The organism is Achromobacter sp. ACM05 (genome assembly GCF_019218915.1).
GTDB lineage: Bacteria > Pseudomonadota > Gammaproteobacteria > Burkholderiales > Burkholderiaceae_B > Achromobacter > Achromobacter animicus.
Window position 1 is genome coordinate 1,805,661 of sequence record NZ_JAHUWQ010000001.1, and the last position, 17,659, is coordinate 1,823,319.

Sequence of the window (17,659 nt, forward strand, 5' to 3'; positions counted from 1 at the left end):
CTTCCGAGAGAGCCCTCTGCTATGAACACTGCTTTGAAGAATTCCTTGCCTGGTCTTGCCCATAAGCGGGCGCTTGTCACCGGCGCTGCGCGTGGCATCGGCGCGGCCATTGCGCTCAAGCTGGCCGAAGACGGCGCGGACGTCGCTATCACGTACGAGAAATCAGTGGGGAAGGCCGAGGCGCTGGCTGCCGAGATTCGCGCCCTCGGCCGCAACGCCGTTGCGATTCAGGCCGATGCTGCCAGCCCTGATGCGGTAAAGGCCGCGGTAGATAGGACCGTGGATGAACTAGGGGGCCTGGACATCCTCGTCAACAACGCCGGCGTTCTGATTTCAGGTCCGTTCTCCGAGCAGTCGCTGGAGCAGATAAGCCTGCAGCTGGACGTCAATGTGCGCGGCGTGTTCATGACCACCCAGGCCGCGCTGAGATACCTTCCTGATGGCGGCCGCATCATCACGATTGGCAGCAATGCCGGCTTGTCGGTGCCATTCGCCGGCATCGCAGTCTATGCGGCGACCAAATCCGCGATGGAGAGCTTTACCCGCGGGCTTGCACGTGAGCTGGGGCACCGTGACATCACCGTCAATCTTGTCCGCCCTGGTCCCATCGACACGGACATGAATCCTGCCGACGGCCCCCTCGCCGCATCCATCTTGCCAAGCTTGTCAATTGCCCGCTACGGAAAGACCAGGGAGGTCGCCGAAGCCGTCGCCTTCCTGGCGGGGCCGGGCGCCGCATATGTCACCGGGTCGGGAATTCTTGTCGATGGCGGCATAAGCGCGTGATGCGGTCTTTTGCTGGGATGCACGAGGTATTGATGTGGCGGTGGCGGCCGCAGAAGCTGCTTCCCGCATGGGCAACAGCTTCCTGTTCCGGTTGGCTGCCGCATTCTGAGCTTGCCAGATGCCTGTCGATTGTCTACTTGGATCGGAGTGACCCGAGATGTGCGTCAATCCACGACGCGACATCGGTGACCGGAATCCCTTTGCGCTGATTGAACGTCCCGCCCTTGTCCCATGACATACCCCTGCCTTGCGCAAAGGCTGCGCGGTATTTGCGCATCATGTTCTGCGGGTCGCGCGCCAGTTCATCCAGCAAATACTCGACGCTCCAAGCCGAACGCTTGAATGGACGCCCGAGGCCCGCTTGCAGCTTGTCGGCGACTTCGCCGTACGTCACGGTGTCGCCGGCAAGATACACAATTTCGTTACGGATACGAGGCGTGGCGAAGACGATTTCGGCGGTCAGCGCGCCAATGTCCTCGGGCGTCGTCAGCGTTACGGCGGTGTCGAGGGTACCAAGCGCATGGACGGCATTGTTCTGCAAATCAACGACTCCGAACTCAGGCTCAAAAAGGTAGCTCATGAACATGCCGGTCGAGATGATGACCCACTCGGTCTGCCGCTGACTGCGCAATAGTTCGCGCACGTCCAACTGAGCGTCGAAAATGTCTTGCGGACCTCCACGACCGATCACGTCAAAATCGACTCCGAATTGCCAAGGGAAGTACCGCGGAATGCGTGCCTGCAAGGCGGCGCGGGCGAGCTTCATCGGAGTGTCGATTCCCGCTGCGTAGCCGGCACAACCAATCACAGTGTCGTACCGCGCGAATACAGCCGAGAGCTCGTCGATGGAGCTCTTAACAAGATCGCCTGACACGATCTCAATCCCGAGGTCTCGGATCTCCGCGATATCATTTCGCTTGTTTGGCTCGCGCGATTCGATGGCGCTCGCGCGCAATAGCACGTTGATCCTTGCGCCCTCGACGTCTTTGGCTTTGCGCGCAAGATTGCGCAGCACCGGAAGGCCGAGTTCGCCGGCCCCGAGCACCAGAATGTTTTTAGACGTAGCGTCAAGGTCTGTTTGGTTCATGATGAAGCCCACTTACGATTGCGTTGAGGCAGTCTAGCAATGCTTCATCGTGGATGTAAGAAGGCACACGCGTGATACTGGGAGCTGGATGCGATGGATCGAGACGAAATTCTCCGATACTCACAGACCGTTTGTGACGGCCTGCGGGATGATGACGATGGGCTGCGGCGAGAGGTACTCGCACATGCCGGAAGCCGCTGGTCTCTGGGTGTTGTCCACACGCTCGGCGTGTATGGAAGGTTGCGGCATGCCGAGATCGGCAGGCGCATGCATGGCGTCACGCAACGTATGCTGACGCTGACCTTGCGGCAGCTCGAGCGGGACGGCTTGGTGCTTCGGCATGACTTCGGAGAGGTGCCCCCAAGAGTCGAGTACGAACTTTCCGATACGGGCATGGAGTTGCTCGTCCGCATGGTTCCGTTGTGGACCTGGATTGTGGAAAATGCGGACCGCTTCCGGGAATCGCGGCAAAATTTCGACAGGCTGCAGAGCGCGGAGGGCAAAAGCCGCTCTGCATGAGTTGATTCCGCCATTTCCGTCTCGTCCAGGGTGTCGTCGAGATGTCCACGAATCAGCGCGATAAGTGCGGCACTCGGGGGCGCGTGCCCGGCTCAAAAGTCATAAAGCCGCGCCGCGTTATCGACCAGGATCGCCTGCTTCTCCGCTTCGCTCACCCACGCGCAGAACGCCGACAGCTGTTCGCCATCGTCAATCGGATGCAGCGGTTCACTGCGATCACGCGTGCGGGCCACGCCCGGCCAGGCCCCCGAATGCGGCCAGTCGGTGCCCCACAGCATGCGATCAAGCCGCGTATCGATCAGCGCTCGTGCGATCTCTCGCGCCTCGATGGGCGGGCGGCCATCTTGCCAAACCGTGAGGCGGTACGGGGCAGAGAGCTTCACGTACACATTGCCTGACGCCACAATTTCCAGCAGCGCATCGAAGCCGGGCTGACCCGTACCGGCCACGGCGCTTGCCAGTGCGAAATGATCGATCACGACAGGCACGGGGCAGTCGCGCAGCGCGGGCGCGAGCGCGCTCACGACCGGCAGCGTGGTGTAGATCTGCACGTGCCAACCCAGGTCGGCTACCTGTTCGGCTGTTCGCGCCAGCGCATCGCGCGCGATGGCCGGATCCTGCTGGCCGAACGATTGCAGGTTGACGCGGGCGCCTCTCACGCCCGCCGCATGCAGCGCGCGCAGGCCGTCGCGCGAGATATCGGGCGCCAGGACCGCGACGCCGCGGGATGCATGGCCTGCCGCATTCAGGGTGGCAAGGGCATCGGTCATGCACCGATTGTCGGTGCCTTGCGGGCTGGCCTGCACGACGACAGCGCGGTCGATCCCAAGCGCCGCGTGCAGCGCAAGCAGATCGTCGGTCGACGCAAGCCCCGGCATGAACACGCGGTTTTCGGCCAGCGGATAGCGGTCGAACGGGCCGAAGATATGCACATGGCAATCGCAAGCGCCCGGCGGAATTGTGCCGGTGACCGGGCTGTGACGGACGCCCAGCACGGTGCGCGGGTCGTCGGAAGAAGCGGCAAGCTGGGTACGGCTCATGGAATGCTCGGGAAGATGATGGGGAAGGGCGTGCACACGGCCGCGCTCAGGGGTTCTGCTTGATGCCGGCGGTCTGGATCAGCCGCACCCATTTGTCGCGATCGGCCTGGTAATAGCGCGTGAAGGCCGCCGGGCTGTCGTCCGACAGCGCGTACCCTTGCGCCTCCAGCTTTTCGCGCACATCCGGCAGGCGCAGCACACGACGCACTTCCGCGTTCAGCGCGTTGACGACGTCGGGCGGCGTGGCGGCAGGCGCAAGCAGGCCAAGCCACGTCGCGACCTCGTAATCCTTGAGGCCCGCTTCGGCCGTGGTCGGCAATTGCGGCGCGAAGTCGACGCGCGCCTTGCTCGTCACGGCCAGGGCGCGCAGGCGCTGGTCCTTCATGTAGGGCAGGGCCGTCGAGGCGTTGGCGAACATGAACGGCAACCGGCCCGCCAGCATTTCGGTGATGCAGGCTTGTTCGCCCGCAAACGGGATGCTGTGCAATTCGATGCCCGCGGTCTGGGCGAACAGCACGGCCGCCATGTAGGGCGAGGTGCCGATGCCGCCCGAGCAGAAATCGATCTCGCCCGGCGCGGCTTTGGCCTGGGCGATGAGCTCCTGGACGGAGTTGGCGCGCAGCTTCGGCCCGGCCAGCAGCACTTGCGGCGCACTGCCCACCAGCGCCACGCCGGTGAAGTCCTTCATGGGGTCGAACGTTGTCACGTTCTGCAGCGTGGGCGCGACGGCGACTGTCGTCTGGCTGGCGAGCAGCAGGGTGTTGCCATCGGGCCGCGCGCGGGCCACGTAGGCCGCCGCGATCATGGAGGCGGCGCCGTTCTTGTTTTCGACCATCACGGCGCGCCCGCCCACCTGCATGTGCTGCGCGACGATGCGGGCCACGGTGTCGGGCGCGCCACCCGGCGGCGCACCGACGACGATCCGGATCGTGCCGCCCGCCGTCTCGGACAACGCGGGCGCTGCGCAAGCCAGCAAAGCGCTTCCCAGCAGCGGCGCGAACAGGCTAGCCAGCAGCCTGCGTGGGTGTGCGCCAGGTTTCGTTTGCATCGGTGTCTCCTCGCTATATTGCCGTGCGCCGCATCCAGGCCGCGCCGGCTGTTGTGATGTTGGAGCCAGTGTCCGATGCGCCGGTTGATATAGTCAAATATATAAATTGAGTCATTTCATACATGAATGTGTATGAGCACCGAGGTTCACATGAACAAACGCGAAATGGCGCTTTTCGAAGCGGTGGGGCGCACGGGCTCCGTCACCTTGGCGGCGGCCGCCACCGGTATGTCGCAGCCGGCGGCGAGCGCGATGCTGAAGTCGTTGGAAGACAAGCTGGGCTTTGCCCTGTTCAGCCGCGACAAGCGCCGGCTGGCACTGACCGCCGAGGCACGCATGCTGCTGCCGGAGATCGTCCATGCCTTGGCGGCGATGGACAACGCCGAACGGGTGGCGGCCAGCATGCGGGGCGGGGCGCATGCGCGGCTCGACGTCGGGGCGGTGGCGGCGGTGGGCGCGAGCATTCTGCCTGGCGCGATGGCCTGGTTGCAGGCTCGCGAGCCCGGTGTGCGCGTCAGCGTGCGCACGGACATGACGCTGGGCGTGGCGGGGCTGGCGGCCGATCAGCGCATCGATATCGGCATCGTGATCGGTTCTGCGGCGCTGCCGAACGTGGGCCAGCGCACGCTGGCGCGGCTGAGCCTGCAGGCCGTGATGCCGGCAGGCCACGCGCTGGCGGATCGCCACCGTCTCGCATTGGCCGACCTGGCGGACATCCCTTACATCTCACTCAGCCGGCACTTGCAGGTGGGGGCGCTGACGGCGCGGCAGTTCGAGCAGGAGCGCTTGCCGTTTCTGCCGGTGATCGAAGTGAATCAGTACTCGGCCGCCTGCGCCTTCGCGGAACGCGGCCTGGGTGTGGCCATCCTGGATAGCATGAGCGGCCTGTATGCGCGGCGACACGGGCTGAGTGTCGTGCCCGTCGATGTGGAAGGCGGGCTTGATCTGGACATCGTGTGGCCGCTGAACCGCGGGCTGGGGCGCGTGGCGCGGCAGCTCGAGGCCGGATTAGTGCATGAGCTGTCGCTCGCCGCCGAGTAGGCGGGCGTCAACCGGGGGCCGCGTTCGAATGTCAGCTCGCGCCAGTCAGGCGCGAATCGCTTGTGGCATGTGGCTTCACCGGCTCAGTGCGACGGCCTTTCTCCGCATGGCAACGCCAAGGGCGGCGACGGACAGCGCCAGCGGAATGAATGACACCCACAGCACCGTGTTCCAGCCGAAAGCCGACAGCAGGCCCCCCGATGAAAAGGAGCCGATGGCCATCAGGCCGAAGACGATGAAGTCGTTCAGCGACTGGACGCGTGTCTTTTCCTCGGGCCGATGGCATTCCAGCACCAGCGCGGATGCGCCCAGAAACCCGAAGTTCCATCCCACGCCGAGCAGGATCAGTGACCACCAGAAGTGCATGACGTCGATACCGCCGAGACCTACCGCAGCCGCCACGCCAATCAACACGAGGCCCATGGTTGCGATCCGTCCCGCACCAAAGCGGGAGATCAGTCTGCCGGTGAAGAAACTGGGCGCGTACATGGCAATGACATGCCACTGCAGTCCCAGGTTGGCGGACTCCTGGGAGTGGCCGCAGATGTGCATTGCCAGCGGTGCGGCCGTCATGAGGAAGTTCATGAGCATGTATGAGACCGCGCCAGCGATCACTGCGGCGATGAACCGCGGTTGCAGCGCAATCTCGGAAAGCGGGCGTCCGCCCGCGACCTCGGCGGCAGTGGGCGCGGGCAATCTGACGCCGAGAAGAATGAACGCGGAAATCGCTGCAACCGCCGCTTGCGCCAGAAACGTGGCGGCAAACATGTGCGGCGGCCACAGGTTCATCGTCCAGGTGACGAGTTGTGGCCCGACGACCCCGGCGGCGACGCCACCCGCCATGACCAGGGATAGCGCGCGCGCCCGTCGCTTGGGCTCCACGCCGTCCGCGGCGGCGAAGCGGAAGGACAGGACCACTGCCGCATAGACACCGCCGAAGAACGTGGCCAGGCTGAATAGCCAGAAACTTCCGATCATGACCGCCAGCATCGCCAGCAGGCCGGTGAGCACGCCAGCGCCGGTGCCCAGCAGAAATGCCGCACGCCGGCCGTGACGCCTGGCGACGGCGCCCATCGGCAGCGTGCATGTCGCCATGCCGACGACAAAAATGGAAATCGGCAGGGTCGCGAGCATGGGCGTCGGGGCAAGCATGTTGCCAACGATGGAGCCGGTTGCATAGACCACCACCGAATTCGCGCCCGCCAGGGCTTGGGCGGTGATCAGTCGCCAGATATTGCCTTGTTGAACGCCCTCGGGCAGAACGGCGGGGCGATCATGCCCAGGGGAGGCGCTACTTTGTGTCATTGCGGTGAACGGCGTGGGACGGGCCAGGTGAGCTGGCATTACAACGCAAAGTTACGTAGGCGATCTATCGACAGATTGCCAAGTTATATAGAATCGGCGACATATGAACGCGCTCATGCAATGGAAAGCCATTACGGCCCCCGCCGACGTCCGGCCGCCGGCGCCAATGACCATGAGGGTGCAGTCCATTGGCGCGCGGGATTACTTTGCCGCGCATACGCATGAATGGCACCAGGTCGTATACGCCGTCTCTGGCGTCCTCATGGTCACGGCAGACGACCATTCTTTCGCCATCTCCCCAAACCAGGCCGCCTGGATTCCGTCCGGGACTGTCCATAGCGTCGGTTCCTTTCTCGGCGCCGAGTACCGCAGCTTGTGGCTTGCCGACCATCCCGGGGGAACGCTTTCCGAGGACGGGGTGGCGGTCTTTGGCGTGTCTGCGTTGTTGAAAGCGTTGATCGTTGAGGCGGCGGCAATTCAAGGGCGCTCGGACGAAGACGAATACTTCGGCCGGGTGTATCGGTTGGTGCTCGACCAACTGTGCCGTGCCACCCCGATTTCATTGGTGCTGGCGTGGCCGGCGAGCCGCCCGCTATTGACCATTTGCGAAGCCTTGTACAACCGGCCGGCCGATCAAAGGAGCCCGGACGATTGGGGCAGGGAATTGGGGATGTCCGGGCGGACGCTGGCCAGAAAATTCCTTGCGGAAACCGGGTTGACGCTGCGCGACTGGCGGCGCCGGCTGAAGTTGTTCAGAGCCATCGAGCTATTGGAAAGTGGTCTCGACGTAACGGGGACTGCTTTGGAACTCGGCTATGGTTCCACGTCGTCGTTCATCTTTGCGTTCCGCACGGAGATGAAGTGCAGCCCGATGGCGTATATGCGAGCACGCACGCCATACCGTGACATTGCGCCCACATCCGCTCAGAAGGTTGAATTCAGTGAACAGCAGGACCACGAGGCGCCTCGCTCGTACCCGGGGAATTAGGGTTATTCCGGGATTCTTTATGCTTAAACTTTTGTGAAGAATGGGCGGCGGATGCAGGGCCGCCGCCGATAAGGCATGAAGGCGGCTCACCGTGGTGCGGCACGTGACGCACCGTGCGCGACATTGCGGGGTGACGCCCCATCTGGAGAATCGCATGCTGCTGCGTAGACGTTGTCTGGCCGTGATGATGCTGGCGCTGACCGGCTGGACGACGGGTAGCCATGCGCAGACGCCGTCTCAGGCCTGGCCCACCAAACCCGTGCGCCTGGTCGTGGGACTGGCGCCGGGCGGGCTGGTCGATGTGCTGGCGCGCACCGTGCAACCGCACTTGGCCGAGGCCTTCAAGCAGACCGTCATCGTGGAGAATCGGGGCGGTGCGGGCGGCAACGTGGCGGGCGCCGAGGTGGCGCGCAATGGAAAGGACAACCACACCTTCCTGCTCAATCCCTCGACGACCGAGTCGGTCAACCCGCTGATGTTCGCCAACATGCCGTTCGATCCGCAGCAGGATTTGCGGCCGGTTGGGTTGCTGGCCAACAGCCAATTGTTCCTGTTTGTCCGGTCCTCGCTCGGCGTCAACACGCTCGAGGAGTTCGTGGAATACGCGCGCAAGCGGCCCGATCCGCTCAATTACGGTTCTGCCGGCAACGGCACGACGCCGCATCTGGCCGGTGAACTGCTCAAGCAGGCGACGGGCATGCAAGCTACCCATGCGCCGTATCGCGGCGTGGCGCCGGCGATACAAGACCTGGCAGCGGGCCAGATCGACTTTGCGTTTGGACCGGCGACGGTCTTTCCCATGGTGCAAGCGGGCAAGTTGAAAGTGCTGGCGGTGGCAAGCCGGCAGCGCGCTGCCGTGGCGCCCGACATTCGAACGTTCTCCGAGGTCGGCATCGACGGGGTTTTCGCGGACAGCCTGTTCGGCGTATATGCCGCCTCTGGCACCCGAGATGATGTGGTCGAGCGCATGAACGTTGAGCTCAACAAGGTGCTTGCGCGGCCGGACATCCAGAAGCGCTTTCTGGATGCGGGCGCCGAAGCAATACCGCTGAGCGCGGCCGATTATGCCGCGCGCGTGCAGGAAGAGAAGAAGCTGTTCGCGCCGCTGATGAAATCGTTGGGGTTGAAGGAACAGTAGACAGCACAAGGATGAGCGTGCCGCACTTAAAAGTCCCGCACCTCATCCACCGCACGATCCAGCGCATCGCGATCCAGCACGGCCGCGTCTTCACCCGCGTCCTCGATGAGCTTGGCCTGGACGGCGTCCAGGATGCCCATCAGCGCCACGTAGATCTGATCGCGTTCCACCGTCTCGATGAAGCCGGTGCGCCGGTCGAGCGCGTTGAAGCCTTCGGTATACGCCCGCACGATCTCGGACAGGGTCGCCATCAGCGCTTGCGCATCCGCGGCCTGGGTCGCGGCGGCCTTCAGAGCGTCGGCGCGGGTCTTGCGGTACAACGCGGCGGCTTTCTTGGACTGGGCGGCCGTGATGTGCTCGCTGCCGTCCCATTCGCGAAACGGATTGTCCAGATTCGCGGCCAGCCATTCGGGCTTGCGGGGCTTGCTGACTTCCAGATCCAGACCCGCCGCTGCGGCATTCTTGTAGTCCTTCTTGGCCTGCGCCAGGATCTCAGCGGGCATGCTCGTGAGCCAGAGCGATTGCAGCTTGGGCCAGGCGTCCGGCCCGGGCAGGCGGCTCTCGGCAGGCGGGAACACGTCGTTGATCAGGATCATCGCCAGCTCGCGCAGGGCCGCCAGATGCTCGATGCCGGTGGTCACGCCGGGGGCGCCCCACACATACAGCGAGTGCAGGTGCGGAAAGATACGCGCGACCTCGGCGCAGTCCAGCGTCTTCATGCCGCGCAGCGAGATCGCTCCAAGGCGCGTCAATCCGGCGCCGGACCAGATGGCGTTTTCGCGTTCCAGCCGCAACCACATGCCGTCGTCTTCGGCGTGCACGACCAGGTCGGGATGCACTTCACCGCGCAGCGACAGCGTGTTCAGCCCGTCATTCAAATAGAGTTTGCGCACGCCGGTCACGTCAATCGCGACCCGCCCGAACGAGGTGCCGCGCAGGTCGACGACCGGCTCGCCGAAACTGGCGTATTCCAGTTCGCTGAGAATCGGCTTCGTGCGGGCCCATTCGATCAGCCCGGGCACGGGCGCATCCACGTGCAGCTTGATCAGCAAGGGCATGTCGTCGAACGTCGCGAGCGACGGCGCGGCGAGCAGCGCCGCGCTGTCCAGGCCGCGCATGGCGCGCGTGATCGTGCGGCCTGGTTGCTCCAGCACTACGGTGTTATCGGGCGTATCCGCGTGGGCGGCCGCTTTGAATCGCGCACGGACGCCGGCGTCGATCGCGTTCCAGCGGCGCTGGTTGTAGAGCATGTCGCCACTGGACCAGCCGCCGGAATACGAGCGTGACTCCTCGGTCACGAGCGGCTCGCGCCAGCCCACGTGCTTGGCGTGCGTGGGTACCGGCCCGCTGATCCACGTATGGTCCACGCGGTCGCGCCAGAAGTAGAAGTCGAAGTGCGCCGGCCGCATCGCGGCGATGTCGGCGTCGCCGGGCAACGCGCTGCCCACCCAGTCCAGGCTCAGCACCGCGATCTCGGCGTCCGCGCCGTCACCCTTCACGTGCGTGATTTGCGAGGCGGTGTAGGCCTGCAGGCGGCGGTTGAACGTGACGTAGATATCGCCGGGCGTGTAAGACATGCGGGGGGCTTCCGATAGGCATTCAAAGAATGCGCAGTATACGGTTGCGATCTGTCCCCGTGGATCGCGCACCTTGGCCCCTGTCGCGCAGGCGCCGCCATCGCAGGCTCGGGGGAACACCTGCCTTCCGCTGCAGGTTAAAAGCATATGTCTGAATCGTATTTGGACGCCTGAGCCCGGCGTGTCCATACTGAGCGGTTTTGGCCGCCGCCGTTGGCCAGCCTTCCTTCATTGCATCGGACGCATCATGAGCACCCTGTCACCCGAAGTACAAGCCGCCCAGGCCTTGGGCCGTGAAGCCGGTGTCGGCACCCCCAACGTGCTGACCACCCCGCTGGATCAAGTGCGCCGGCAGGCGCGCGGCTATCAGATCTGGTTGGCTGGGGACGTGCCCGAGGTCGGGCGGGTGGTGGAGCATCGGCTGGATCATCTGCCGGTGCCGGCGACGTTGCGGCTTTACTATCCCGCGGGCTCGGAGGGCAAGGCGCTGCCGCTGTATCTGCATCTGCACGGCGGCGGGTTCGCGCACGGCGATCTGGAAACATTGGATCGCTGGAAACGCGAGATTGCCAATGAGGCCGGCATCGTGACGGGCGGGTTGGAGTATGCGCTGGCGCCCGAAGCACGATACCCGGTGGCGGTCGATCAGGTCTTGGGAGCGGTGCGCTGGCTGCATGGCAATGCGGCAGCGCTGGGCCTGGATGCCGGACGCTTGAGCCTGGGCGGAGAGTCCGCTGGCGGCAACCTGACGCTGGCGGCGGCGCAACGGCTGCGGGATGCGGGCGAGCCGCTGCTGCGCGCGATTGCGCTGATCTACGGCATGCTGTCGGCGCGCCGTGATACGCCTGCGCAGCAGGAACTGGGCGATGGCCGCTTTGGGTTGTCGACCGACAAGCTGGATTGGTTCTGGCGCCAGTATGTGGCCGATGAAGCGCAATTGCAGGACCCTGGCGTTGCGCCGCTCTTGGGCAGCGTGCAGGGTCTGCCGCCCGCCATCCTGCAAGCCGCAGAGCTTGATCCCTTGCTGGACGACACCAAGGACCTGGCGCAGGCGTTGCGCGAGGCGGGCGCGCAGCCGTGGCAGAAAATCTACCCCGGCGTGCCGCATAGCTTCATCAGCATGACCCGCATCCTGCCGCAAGCGCAGGAGGCCCGCTCGGATCTGGTGCGGCAGTTGCGTCTGCTGCTGGCCTGAGCGCCTTGGTTGACCGATCCTGATGCCACGACCACGGCGTCGCGGCATCAGGCCGGAGAGGGCGGCGTCTGAATCGGGGGGCGGTCCCGCTTAACTCCGAACGGGCTTGTTTCCGTGAGACACGCTGGGCGTATCGCGGAACAGCGACATGTGCGTGTGCGTCGCCACCCACGGATCGCCAACGTTTTCACGCGCGAACGACACGGTGGCGCGGCCCAGGCGGTCGAAGGTCTTGCCGTCCGGGTGATAGCCGATCGAGTCCCACACCGCCGCACCGACGGCAAACAGGCGGTCCGGCGACACAAAGGTCTGCACGTCGTCCAGACGCCACAGGAACTTGTCGATGCTGAACCACACGTTGCGCCACTGGTTTTTCTCGGCATGATCGCGGCCATGCACGAAGTTGGTGTACGTGCCGAACGCGACAAAGTCTTCCGCGAACAAATGGCGCGCCGCTGCGTAATCCACGGCTTGGACATGGTCGGACAGTTCCTTGAACCAGGCGCGCACCGCGTCGGCGTCAGCCGGATCGACAGGGGTCAGAGCTTTAACAGACATGGTTTCTCCATGAAAAATTACGAGGAAATCGGGGCGGCGCCGGGAAACCAGCAAGCCACTTTGTGTTCGCCCGCCATGGCCATCAGCGGCGGCGCTTCCTGGCGGCAACGTTCAACCGCCAGGGGGCAACGCGGGTGATAACGACAGCCTGATGGCGGGGACATCGGGCTGGGCGGTTCACCCAGCGCCACCGGAAACGTCCGACGGCCATCGCGATGGCGTTCCGGCTCGGGTACGGCAGCCAGCAAACCGCGTGTATAGGGATGCAGCGGCCGGTCATAGACATCATCACGACGTCCCGTCTCGACGATCTGGCCGGCATACATGATGGCGATGCGATGCGAGATATGCCGCACCACCGCCAGATCGTGCGCGATCAACAGGAAGGATAGTCCCAGCTCCTGCTGCAAGTCCTGGAACAGATTGATGATCTGCGCCCGCACCGACACGTCCAGCGCCGACACCGGTTCATCGGCCACGATCAGCTCGGGCTGGATCGCCAGCGCGCGGGCAATGCCGACGCGCTGGCGCTGACCGCCGGAGAAGGCATGCGGATAGCGCTTGGCCGTATCGGCCGGCAGACCGACCTGCGTGATCAACTGGGCTACGCGCGCTTCGAGCGCACGCCGTCCGGCTGACCAGCCATGCACGATCAAGGGTTCGGCGATCGCATCAAACACGGTGTGACGCGGATTCAAGCTGGTGGTCGGGTCCTGGAACACGAGCTGCATGTGCCGCCGCAGCTCGCGCAATTGCGCGGTGCCAGCGGTGCTGATGTCTTTCCCCTGAAACCGGATGGACCCCGACGTCAACGGCGTGCGGCGCAGGACCGCGCGGCCCAAGGTGGTCTTGCCCGAACCGGATTCGCCTACCAGGCCCAATGTTTCACCGCGCGCCAGTTCCAGCGACACCCCATCGACCGCGCGCGCGGTCATGGGCCGGCTGAACCAGCCCGCCGAGCGCACCGGGTAATGCACACGCAAATCCTCTACCTGCAACAGGGGCGCCGTCATGCCAGCTCCTTCCAGACCGGTGCAAACGGCCGCACACAGGCAGCCAGACGTCCGGGCGACAGCGATTGCAACGGCGGCCGCGCGGCGCAGGCCGCATCGGCGCCCGGGCAACGTGGCGCGAAGTCGCAATAGCTTCGGCGCACGCGCGGATCGGGCGGCACGCCGTCGATCGCCGTCATGCGGGGCTGGTTATCCGACAGCCGCGGCGTCGCGCGCAGCAGACCCGCCGTATAGGGATGGGCGGGCTGCTCGAACAAGGCATCGGCATCGCCTACCTCCACCAGACGGCCGGCATACATCACGGCCACGCGGTCGGCTACTTGCGCCACCACGCCCAGATCGTGCGTCACCAGCAGCACCGCCAGTTTCAGGCGGGCTTTCAATTCGGCCAACAGTTCCAGGATTTGCGCCTGGATCGTGACATCCGACGCGGTGGTCGGCTCGTCGGCAATCAGGATCTGCGGATCGCAGGCCAGCGCCATGGCGATCAGGATGCGTTGCCGCTGGCCGCCGGAAAACTCGTGGGGCAGGCGCCCCAGGCGCTCGGCCGGTTTGGGGATGCCGACCTGCTCCAGCAGACCGATGATGCGCGCACGACGCGCTGCGGCATCCAGCGCGGTATGGCGCTCCAGCACCTCGTCGATCTGTGTGCCGATGGTCAGGAGCGGATTCAGCGCGCTCATGGGATCTTGAAACACCATGGCGATGCGCCGGCCGCGGATGTCTTCCAGTGCGCGCTCCGGCAGGGTCAGGAGATCCTGGCCGTCAAACACCACGCTGCCGCCGGCCACCCGGCCGGGCAGGGTGGTCAGGCCCATCAACGCCAAGGCGCAGGCGCTTTTGCCGGATCCGCTTTCGCCGACCAAGGCCAGCGTTTCGCCGGCATGCAGTTCAAAGGACACGCGATCGACCGCATTGACACTGCCCTGGCGGGTCAGGAATTCAACGCTCAGGTCACGCACGCTCAACAGAGGCTGCGTTGTCATCGCCCCTCCTTGGCCAGCAGTTTGCGGGCAAAGTCTTTTTCGCGTTCCCGCGGGTCCAGCGCCAGGCGCAGGCGGCTGGCCGCCAGGTTGACGCCCAACACGGTCAGCGCGATGGATAGACCCGGAAAGGTCGCCAGCCACCACGCGCTGGTCAGATAGTTGCGGCCGTTGGCCACGTCCAGGCCCCACGATACGCCCGGCGGTTGCACGCCAACACCCAGAAACGACAGGGCCGCCTCGGCCAGCACGACACGCGCGAACTCCAGCACCATCAAGGTGATCAGCGGCGCGGCCAGATTGGGCAGGACATGGCGCAGCAGGATGCGCGCCGGCCGCGCGCCAGCCATTTCGGCGCTTTCGATATAGGGCAGCTGGCGCACCGACAGCACCACGCTGCGGATCTGCCGCGCGTAGACCATCCAGCCGTTCAGGGCCAGGGCCAGAATCACCGTTCCCGGGCCGGGACCCAGAATCACGAGGATCACCAAAGACAGCAGCAAGCCGGGGAAGGCCACGTGGATATCGACCCAGCGCATCAGCACCGCGTCCACCCGCCCGCCGGCAAAACCGGCAATCAGCCCCACCAGCACGCCCACGCCGGCCGAGATCGCCACCACGGCGGCGCCGATGAAGATCGACAGCCGCGCGCCGTGCAGCACCCGGCTCAGCACATCGCGGCCCAGATTGTCCGTGCCCAGCAGATTCGCCAGGCTGCCGCGTTCTTCCCAGGCCGGCGGACGCAGGCGTGCCGACAGCTTGATCGTGGCGGGGTCATAAGGCGCCAGCCACGGCAGGATGATGGCAACGGCCGCCAGCGCCAGCAACAGCACCACGGCCAGAATCCAGCCGCGCTGGCGATCCGACAAGGCACGCCAGCCACGTGCCGCCGGTGCGGACACCGGCACTTCCCACACAGGTGCGCTCATACCGCGATTCTCCGGTCCAGCACGCGGTACACGATGTCCAGGCAGAAATTCAGAATCACGATCAGGAAGGCGATGAAGAAGACCACGGCCTGCAGCAGCACCAGATCCTGGCGCTCGATGGCCTGCACCGCCGTCTGGCCCAGCCCCGGCCAGGCGAACACGGTTTCGACCACGACGGTATGGCCGGCCAGCATGGCGGCGAATTCCCAGCCCAGCAGCGCAACCGTCGGCACGGCGGCATTGCGCAAGGCATGCACCAGCACGACGCGCCGCGAGCGCAATCCCTTGGCGCGCGCCGTGCGCACGTATTGCGAATTGAGCTCATCGATCAGCGCCGAGCGCAACATCATGGCGATGCGGCCCAAGGCCGGCAGCGCTAGCGTCATGATGGGCAGCACGGCGCTGGCCGCGGTGTCCGAACCCGATGAGGGCAGCCAGTTCAAGGTCACGGCAAACAGCAGGATCAGCAGCAAGCCCAGCCAGAACTGCGGCAGGGACAGGCCGCTCAAGCTTAGGAACACCGAAATGCGATCCGCCCATTGCCCGGGCTTCAGGGCGGCGGCAATGGCCAGCGGCACGCCCAGCAGCACGGCGACGGTCAGCGCGCCCAGGCACAAGGTGAGGGTGCCGGACAGGCGTTCCAGCACGATGTCCACGGCCGGCCGGTGTTGCCACAGCGAGTCGCCGAACTGAAAGCTGGCGATGTCGCGCAGATAGTGCAGGTACTGCAGCCAGATCGGCCCATCCATGCCCAAGGCGCGCGCCAGCACGGCGCGGTCTTCGGCCGAGGCATCGACCGGCAGCATGGCCTGCACCGGGTCGCCGATAAGCCGCGTGACGACGAACACGATCGTCGTCACGCCCAACACGACCAGCAAGCCTTGCAGAAAGCGGCCCAGCAAAAAGCGCGGCAAGCCGCGCCCGCCCTGATCAGTCGGTGACACGGAAGTCCTTGAGCGGAATCAGGCCGTCGACGCGCGGCGAGAAATCCACGCGCTTGGACAAACCGAAAATCTCGCCGCCATCGAGCAGGAAGACGAGATAGGCCTGATCGCGGCCGATCTGCAGCGCCTTGGAATACAAAGCCTGACGCTTGGCGGGATCGGCTTCCTGGCGCGCGTCTTCGATCAGCTTTTTCAGCTCGGCGTTGTCGTTGGCGGCTGCGACGCCGCCTTCGGCGTAATAGGCGCTGAGCGTGCGATCCGCGTCCAGCAGCTGGTTCGAATGGCTGCTGCTGATTTGCGCTTCGGTCGGCACGCGGTTCTTGTTCAGCGCGTCCAGGTATTCGGCCCAGGCCAGCACACGGAAGTTGACCTTCAGGCCCGCGGCCTCCCAGTAGGCGGCAATGGTTTCCGCCAGTTCCTTGTCTTTCAGCCAGCGGCCCGAGGGGGCGTAGAGGTCGATGCTTTTGCCATGGGCGCCGGCGGCTTTCAGCAGCTCGGTTGCGCGCTTGGGATCGTACGGATAGGGCTTGATGGAGGCGTCATAGCCAAACCAGCCCGGCGCCAGCAATTGGCCGTGCGACACAGACGCGTAGCCGCCATAGAGGTCGTTGGCCAGCGCTTCCTTGTCCACTGCGTAGTTCAAGGCCTGGCGCACGCGCACGTCGGCCGTCAGGCCTTTCAGGGCGTTGAGCGACACAAAGGGCAGGTCGGTGCCCTTGAGCGTCACGGCCTTGGCCACGCGCTTGGTGTCTTCCGGCAGCAGATTGGTGATGAAGTCGAAATCGCCGGCGCGCAGGCCGGACAGGCGCGTGCCGGGTTCGGCGACGAAGCGATAGGTGGCGCGGTCGACATTGCCGACGGCCTTGGGATTCCAGTAATTCGGGTTCTTGGTGAGGACGATGCGGTTGCCCTTGGACCATTCCGTCAGCACATAGGGGCCGCTGCCCACCGGCTTCTGGCTCAGGCTGCCATCGGCGGCCGCGGCTGGCGACACGATGGTCAGCCAGGACAGACGCGCGGGCAGCGCCGGATCGGCGCCGTTGGTGTGCACCTTGACGGTCACGGCGTCCACGGCCTCGGCCTGCTTGATGCCAAGAAAGAACGGACGCTGGCGGGAGGCGGTCTTGGGGTCGACGATGCGGTTGATGCTGGCGGCCACGGCAGCGGCATCCAGGGGCTTGCCGTCGCTGAACTTGAGGTCCGGACGCAGCGTGACCTCCCAGGTCGTCGCGTCGATCTGACGCGGCAGGGCTGTCGCCAATTGCGGCACCAGCTCGCCCGCGGGCGTTCGGGTCAGCAGGGTTTCGAAGATGTTGCGCGACACGGCGCGCTCGGAGCCGTCCTGCGCCGTCTGCGGATCCAGCGTCGAGGGCTCGGTGCCCAGCGCCAACGTGATATCAGCCGCCTGGGCGGCGCTCAGCACCGACGCAGACAGCAGCAAACCCAATAACTGGTTAAGGCGCATGGCGCACTCCGGATCCATCGTAAATAAGGAAAACGAAGTTTGC

At 65.1% G+C, this 17,659-nt stretch carries 17 protein-coding genes; 6 read left to right on the top strand and 11 right to left on the bottom strand.

Annotated elements, in window-relative coordinates; genetic code table 11:
* The first annotated feature begins 45 nt into the window (after nucleotides 1–45).
* Complete coding sequence (locus KW836_RS08220; RefSeq protein ID WP_370633011.1) at nucleotides 46–786, top strand: SDR family NAD(P)-dependent oxidoreductase; 741 nt, start codon at nucleotides 46–48, stop codon at nucleotides 784–786.
* Between the two features lie 133 nt (nucleotides 787–919).
* On the opposite strand, the gene KW836_RS08225 is transcribed toward KW836_RS08220, so the two are convergent.
* Nucleotides 920–1,873: an aromatic alcohol reductase gene (locus KW836_RS08225; protein WP_218342933.1), complete on the bottom strand. Its 954-nt coding sequence runs from the start codon at nucleotides 1,871–1,873 to the stop codon at nucleotides 920–922.
* 93 nt (nucleotides 1,874–1,966) lie between these two features.
* Between KW836_RS08225 and KW836_RS08230 the strand changes: the two genes are divergently transcribed.
* On the top strand, nucleotides 1,967–2,392 hold the full coding sequence (locus tag KW836_RS08230) for a helix-turn-helix domain-containing protein (protein WP_218342934.1): 426 nt from the start codon (nucleotides 1,967–1,969) through the stop codon (nucleotides 2,390–2,392).
* Nucleotides 2,393–2,484: 92 nt separating this feature from the next.
* Here the strand turns inward: KW836_RS08230 and KW836_RS08235 are convergent, their stop codons facing one another.
* Together KW836_RS08235 and KW836_RS08240 are read right to left on the bottom strand one after the other, a co-directional pair.
* Nucleotides 2,485–3,432 (bottom strand): amidohydrolase, encoded by a 948-nt coding sequence (locus tag KW836_RS08235; RefSeq protein WP_218342935.1) that lies wholly within the window; start codon nucleotides 3,430–3,432, stop codon nucleotides 2,485–2,487.
* A 46-nt stretch (nucleotides 3,433–3,478) separates the two neighbouring features.
* Nucleotides 3,479–4,480 (bottom strand): tripartite tricarboxylate transporter substrate-binding protein, encoded by a 1,002-nt coding sequence (locus KW836_RS08240; protein WP_218342936.1) that lies wholly within the window; start codon nucleotides 4,478–4,480, stop codon nucleotides 3,479–3,481.
* A 150-nt stretch (nucleotides 4,481–4,630) separates the two neighbouring features.
* On the opposite strand from KW836_RS08240, the gene KW836_RS08245 reads away from it, so the two are divergent.
* Nucleotides 4,631–5,521 (top strand): LysR family transcriptional regulator, encoded by an 891-nt coding sequence (locus tag KW836_RS08245; RefSeq protein ID WP_218342937.1) that lies wholly within the window; start codon nucleotides 4,631–4,633, stop codon nucleotides 5,519–5,521.
* Between the two features lie 75 nt (nucleotides 5,522–5,596).
* On the opposite strand, the gene KW836_RS08250 is transcribed toward KW836_RS08245, so the two are convergent.
* Complete coding sequence (locus tag KW836_RS08250; protein WP_218342938.1) at nucleotides 5,597–6,826, bottom strand: MFS transporter; 1,230 nt, start codon at nucleotides 6,824–6,826, stop codon at nucleotides 5,597–5,599.
* Nucleotides 6,827–6,941: 115 nt separating this feature from the next.
* On the opposite strand from KW836_RS08250, the gene KW836_RS08255 reads away from it, so the two are divergent.
* Both KW836_RS08255 and KW836_RS08260 read left to right on the top strand, forming a co-directional pair.
* Entirely contained in the window at nucleotides 6,942–7,814 is an 873-nt protein-coding gene (locus KW836_RS08255) for a helix-turn-helix domain-containing protein (protein WP_255595174.1), read from the top strand.
* A 154-nt stretch (nucleotides 7,815–7,968) separates the two neighbouring features.
* Nucleotides 7,969–8,952: a tripartite tricarboxylate transporter substrate binding protein gene (locus KW836_RS08260; RefSeq protein WP_218342940.1), complete on the top strand. Its 984-nt coding sequence runs from the start codon at nucleotides 7,969–7,971 to the stop codon at nucleotides 8,950–8,952.
* A gap of 26 nt (nucleotides 8,953–8,978) precedes the next feature.
* Here KW836_RS08260 and KW836_RS08265 read toward each other — a convergent pair whose 3' ends face one another.
* A complete protein-coding gene (locus KW836_RS08265; protein ID WP_218342941.1) occupies nucleotides 8,979–10,529 on the bottom strand; it encodes a hypothetical protein in 1,551 nt (516 codons plus the stop codon).
* Between the two features lie 247 nt (nucleotides 10,530–10,776).
* Between KW836_RS08265 and KW836_RS08270 the strand changes: the two genes are divergently transcribed.
* Nucleotides 10,777–11,724, top strand: a complete 948-nt coding sequence (locus tag KW836_RS08270; protein WP_218342942.1) for an alpha/beta hydrolase — start codon at nucleotides 10,777–10,779, stop codon at nucleotides 11,722–11,724.
* A gap of 90 nt (nucleotides 11,725–11,814) precedes the next feature.
* Here KW836_RS08270 and KW836_RS08275 read toward each other — a convergent pair whose 3' ends face one another.
* Genes KW836_RS08275 through KW836_RS08300 form a run of 6 tightly spaced genes read right to left on the bottom strand, consistent with a single transcriptional unit; the run spans nucleotide 11,815 to nucleotide 17,616 of the window.
* Entirely contained in the window at nucleotides 11,815–12,282 is a 468-nt protein-coding gene (locus KW836_RS08275) for a ketosteroid isomerase (protein ID WP_175122611.1), read from the bottom strand.
* A 17-nt stretch (nucleotides 12,283–12,299) separates the two neighbouring features.
* A complete protein-coding gene (locus KW836_RS08280; RefSeq protein ID WP_218342943.1) occupies nucleotides 12,300–13,295 on the bottom strand; it encodes an ABC transporter ATP-binding protein in 996 nt (331 codons plus the stop codon).
* The gene (locus tag KW836_RS08285; protein WP_218342944.1) at nucleotides 13,292–14,281 is read right to left on the bottom strand and encodes an ABC transporter ATP-binding protein; all 990 of its coding nucleotides are present in this window, start codon (nucleotides 14,279–14,281) and stop codon (nucleotides 13,292–13,294) included. The genes KW836_RS08280 and KW836_RS08285 overlap by 4 nt, the downstream gene beginning before the upstream one ends.
* On the bottom strand, nucleotides 14,278–15,207 hold the full coding sequence (locus tag KW836_RS08290; protein ID WP_175122614.1) for an ABC transporter permease: 930 nt from the start codon (nucleotides 15,205–15,207) through the stop codon (nucleotides 14,278–14,280). The genes KW836_RS08285 and KW836_RS08290 overlap by 4 nt, the downstream gene beginning before the upstream one ends.
* Nucleotides 15,204–16,151: an ABC transporter permease gene (locus tag KW836_RS08295; protein WP_254594196.1), complete on the bottom strand. Its 948-nt coding sequence runs from the start codon at nucleotides 16,149–16,151 to the stop codon at nucleotides 15,204–15,206. Before KW836_RS08295 ends, KW836_RS08290 begins: the two co-directional genes overlap by 4 nt.
* The gene (locus tag KW836_RS08300) at nucleotides 16,138–17,616 is read right to left on the bottom strand and encodes an ABC transporter substrate-binding protein (protein ID WP_218342945.1); all 1,479 of its coding nucleotides are present in this window, start codon (nucleotides 17,614–17,616) and stop codon (nucleotides 16,138–16,140) included. Before KW836_RS08300 ends, KW836_RS08295 begins: the two co-directional genes overlap by 14 nt.
* Nucleotides 17,617–17,659: the final 43 nt, after the last annotated feature.

Bases quoted from the DNA above. Each gene is read 5' to 3' on its own strand.
- KW836_RS08225 (WP_218342933.1), bottom strand. From the start codon at position 1,873: ATGAACCAAACAGACCTTGACGCTACGTCTAAAAACATTCTGGTGCTC.
- KW836_RS08230 (WP_218342934.1), top strand. From the start codon at position 1,967: ATGGATCGAGACGAAATTCTCCGATACTCACAGACCGTTTGTGACGGC.
- KW836_RS08235 (WP_218342935.1), bottom strand. From the start codon at position 3,432: ATGAGCCGTACCCAGCTTGCCGCTTCTTCCGACGACCCGCGCACCGTG.
- KW836_RS08240 (WP_218342936.1), bottom strand. From the start codon at position 4,480: ATGCAAACGAAACCTGGCGCACACCCACGCAGGCTGCTGGCTAGCCTG.
- KW836_RS08245 (WP_218342937.1), top strand. From the start codon at position 4,631: ATGAACAAACGCGAAATGGCGCTTTTCGAAGCGGTGGGGCGCACGGGC.
- KW836_RS08250 (WP_218342938.1), bottom strand. From the start codon at position 6,826: ATGACACAAAGTAGCGCCTCCCCTGGGCATGATCGCCCCGCCGTTCTG.
- KW836_RS08255 (WP_255595174.1), top strand. From the start codon at position 6,942: ATGCAATGGAAAGCCATTACGGCCCCCGCCGACGTCCGGCCGCCGGCG.
- KW836_RS08260 (WP_218342940.1), top strand. From the start codon at position 7,969: ATGCTGCTGCGTAGACGTTGTCTGGCCGTGATGATGCTGGCGCTGACC.
- KW836_RS08265 (WP_218342941.1), bottom strand. From the start codon at position 10,529: ATGTCTTACACGCCCGGCGATATCTACGTCACGTTCAACCGCCGCCTG.
- KW836_RS08270 (WP_218342942.1), top strand. From the start codon at position 10,777: ATGAGCACCCTGTCACCCGAAGTACAAGCCGCCCAGGCCTTGGGCCGT.
- KW836_RS08275 (WP_175122611.1), bottom strand. From the start codon at position 12,282: ATGTCTGTTAAAGCTCTGACCCCTGTCGATCCGGCTGACGCCGACGCG.
- KW836_RS08280 (WP_218342943.1), bottom strand. From the start codon at position 13,295: ATGACGGCGCCCCTGTTGCAGGTAGAGGATTTGCGTGTGCATTACCCG.
- KW836_RS08285 (WP_218342944.1), bottom strand. From the start codon at position 14,281: ATGACAACGCAGCCTCTGTTGAGCGTGCGTGACCTGAGCGTTGAATTC.
- KW836_RS08290 (WP_175122614.1), bottom strand. From the start codon at position 15,207: ATGAGCGCACCTGTGTGGGAAGTGCCGGTGTCCGCACCGGCGGCACGT.
- KW836_RS08300 (WP_218342945.1), bottom strand. From the start codon at position 17,616: ATGCGCCTTAACCAGTTATTGGGTTTGCTGCTGTCTGCGTCGGTGCTG.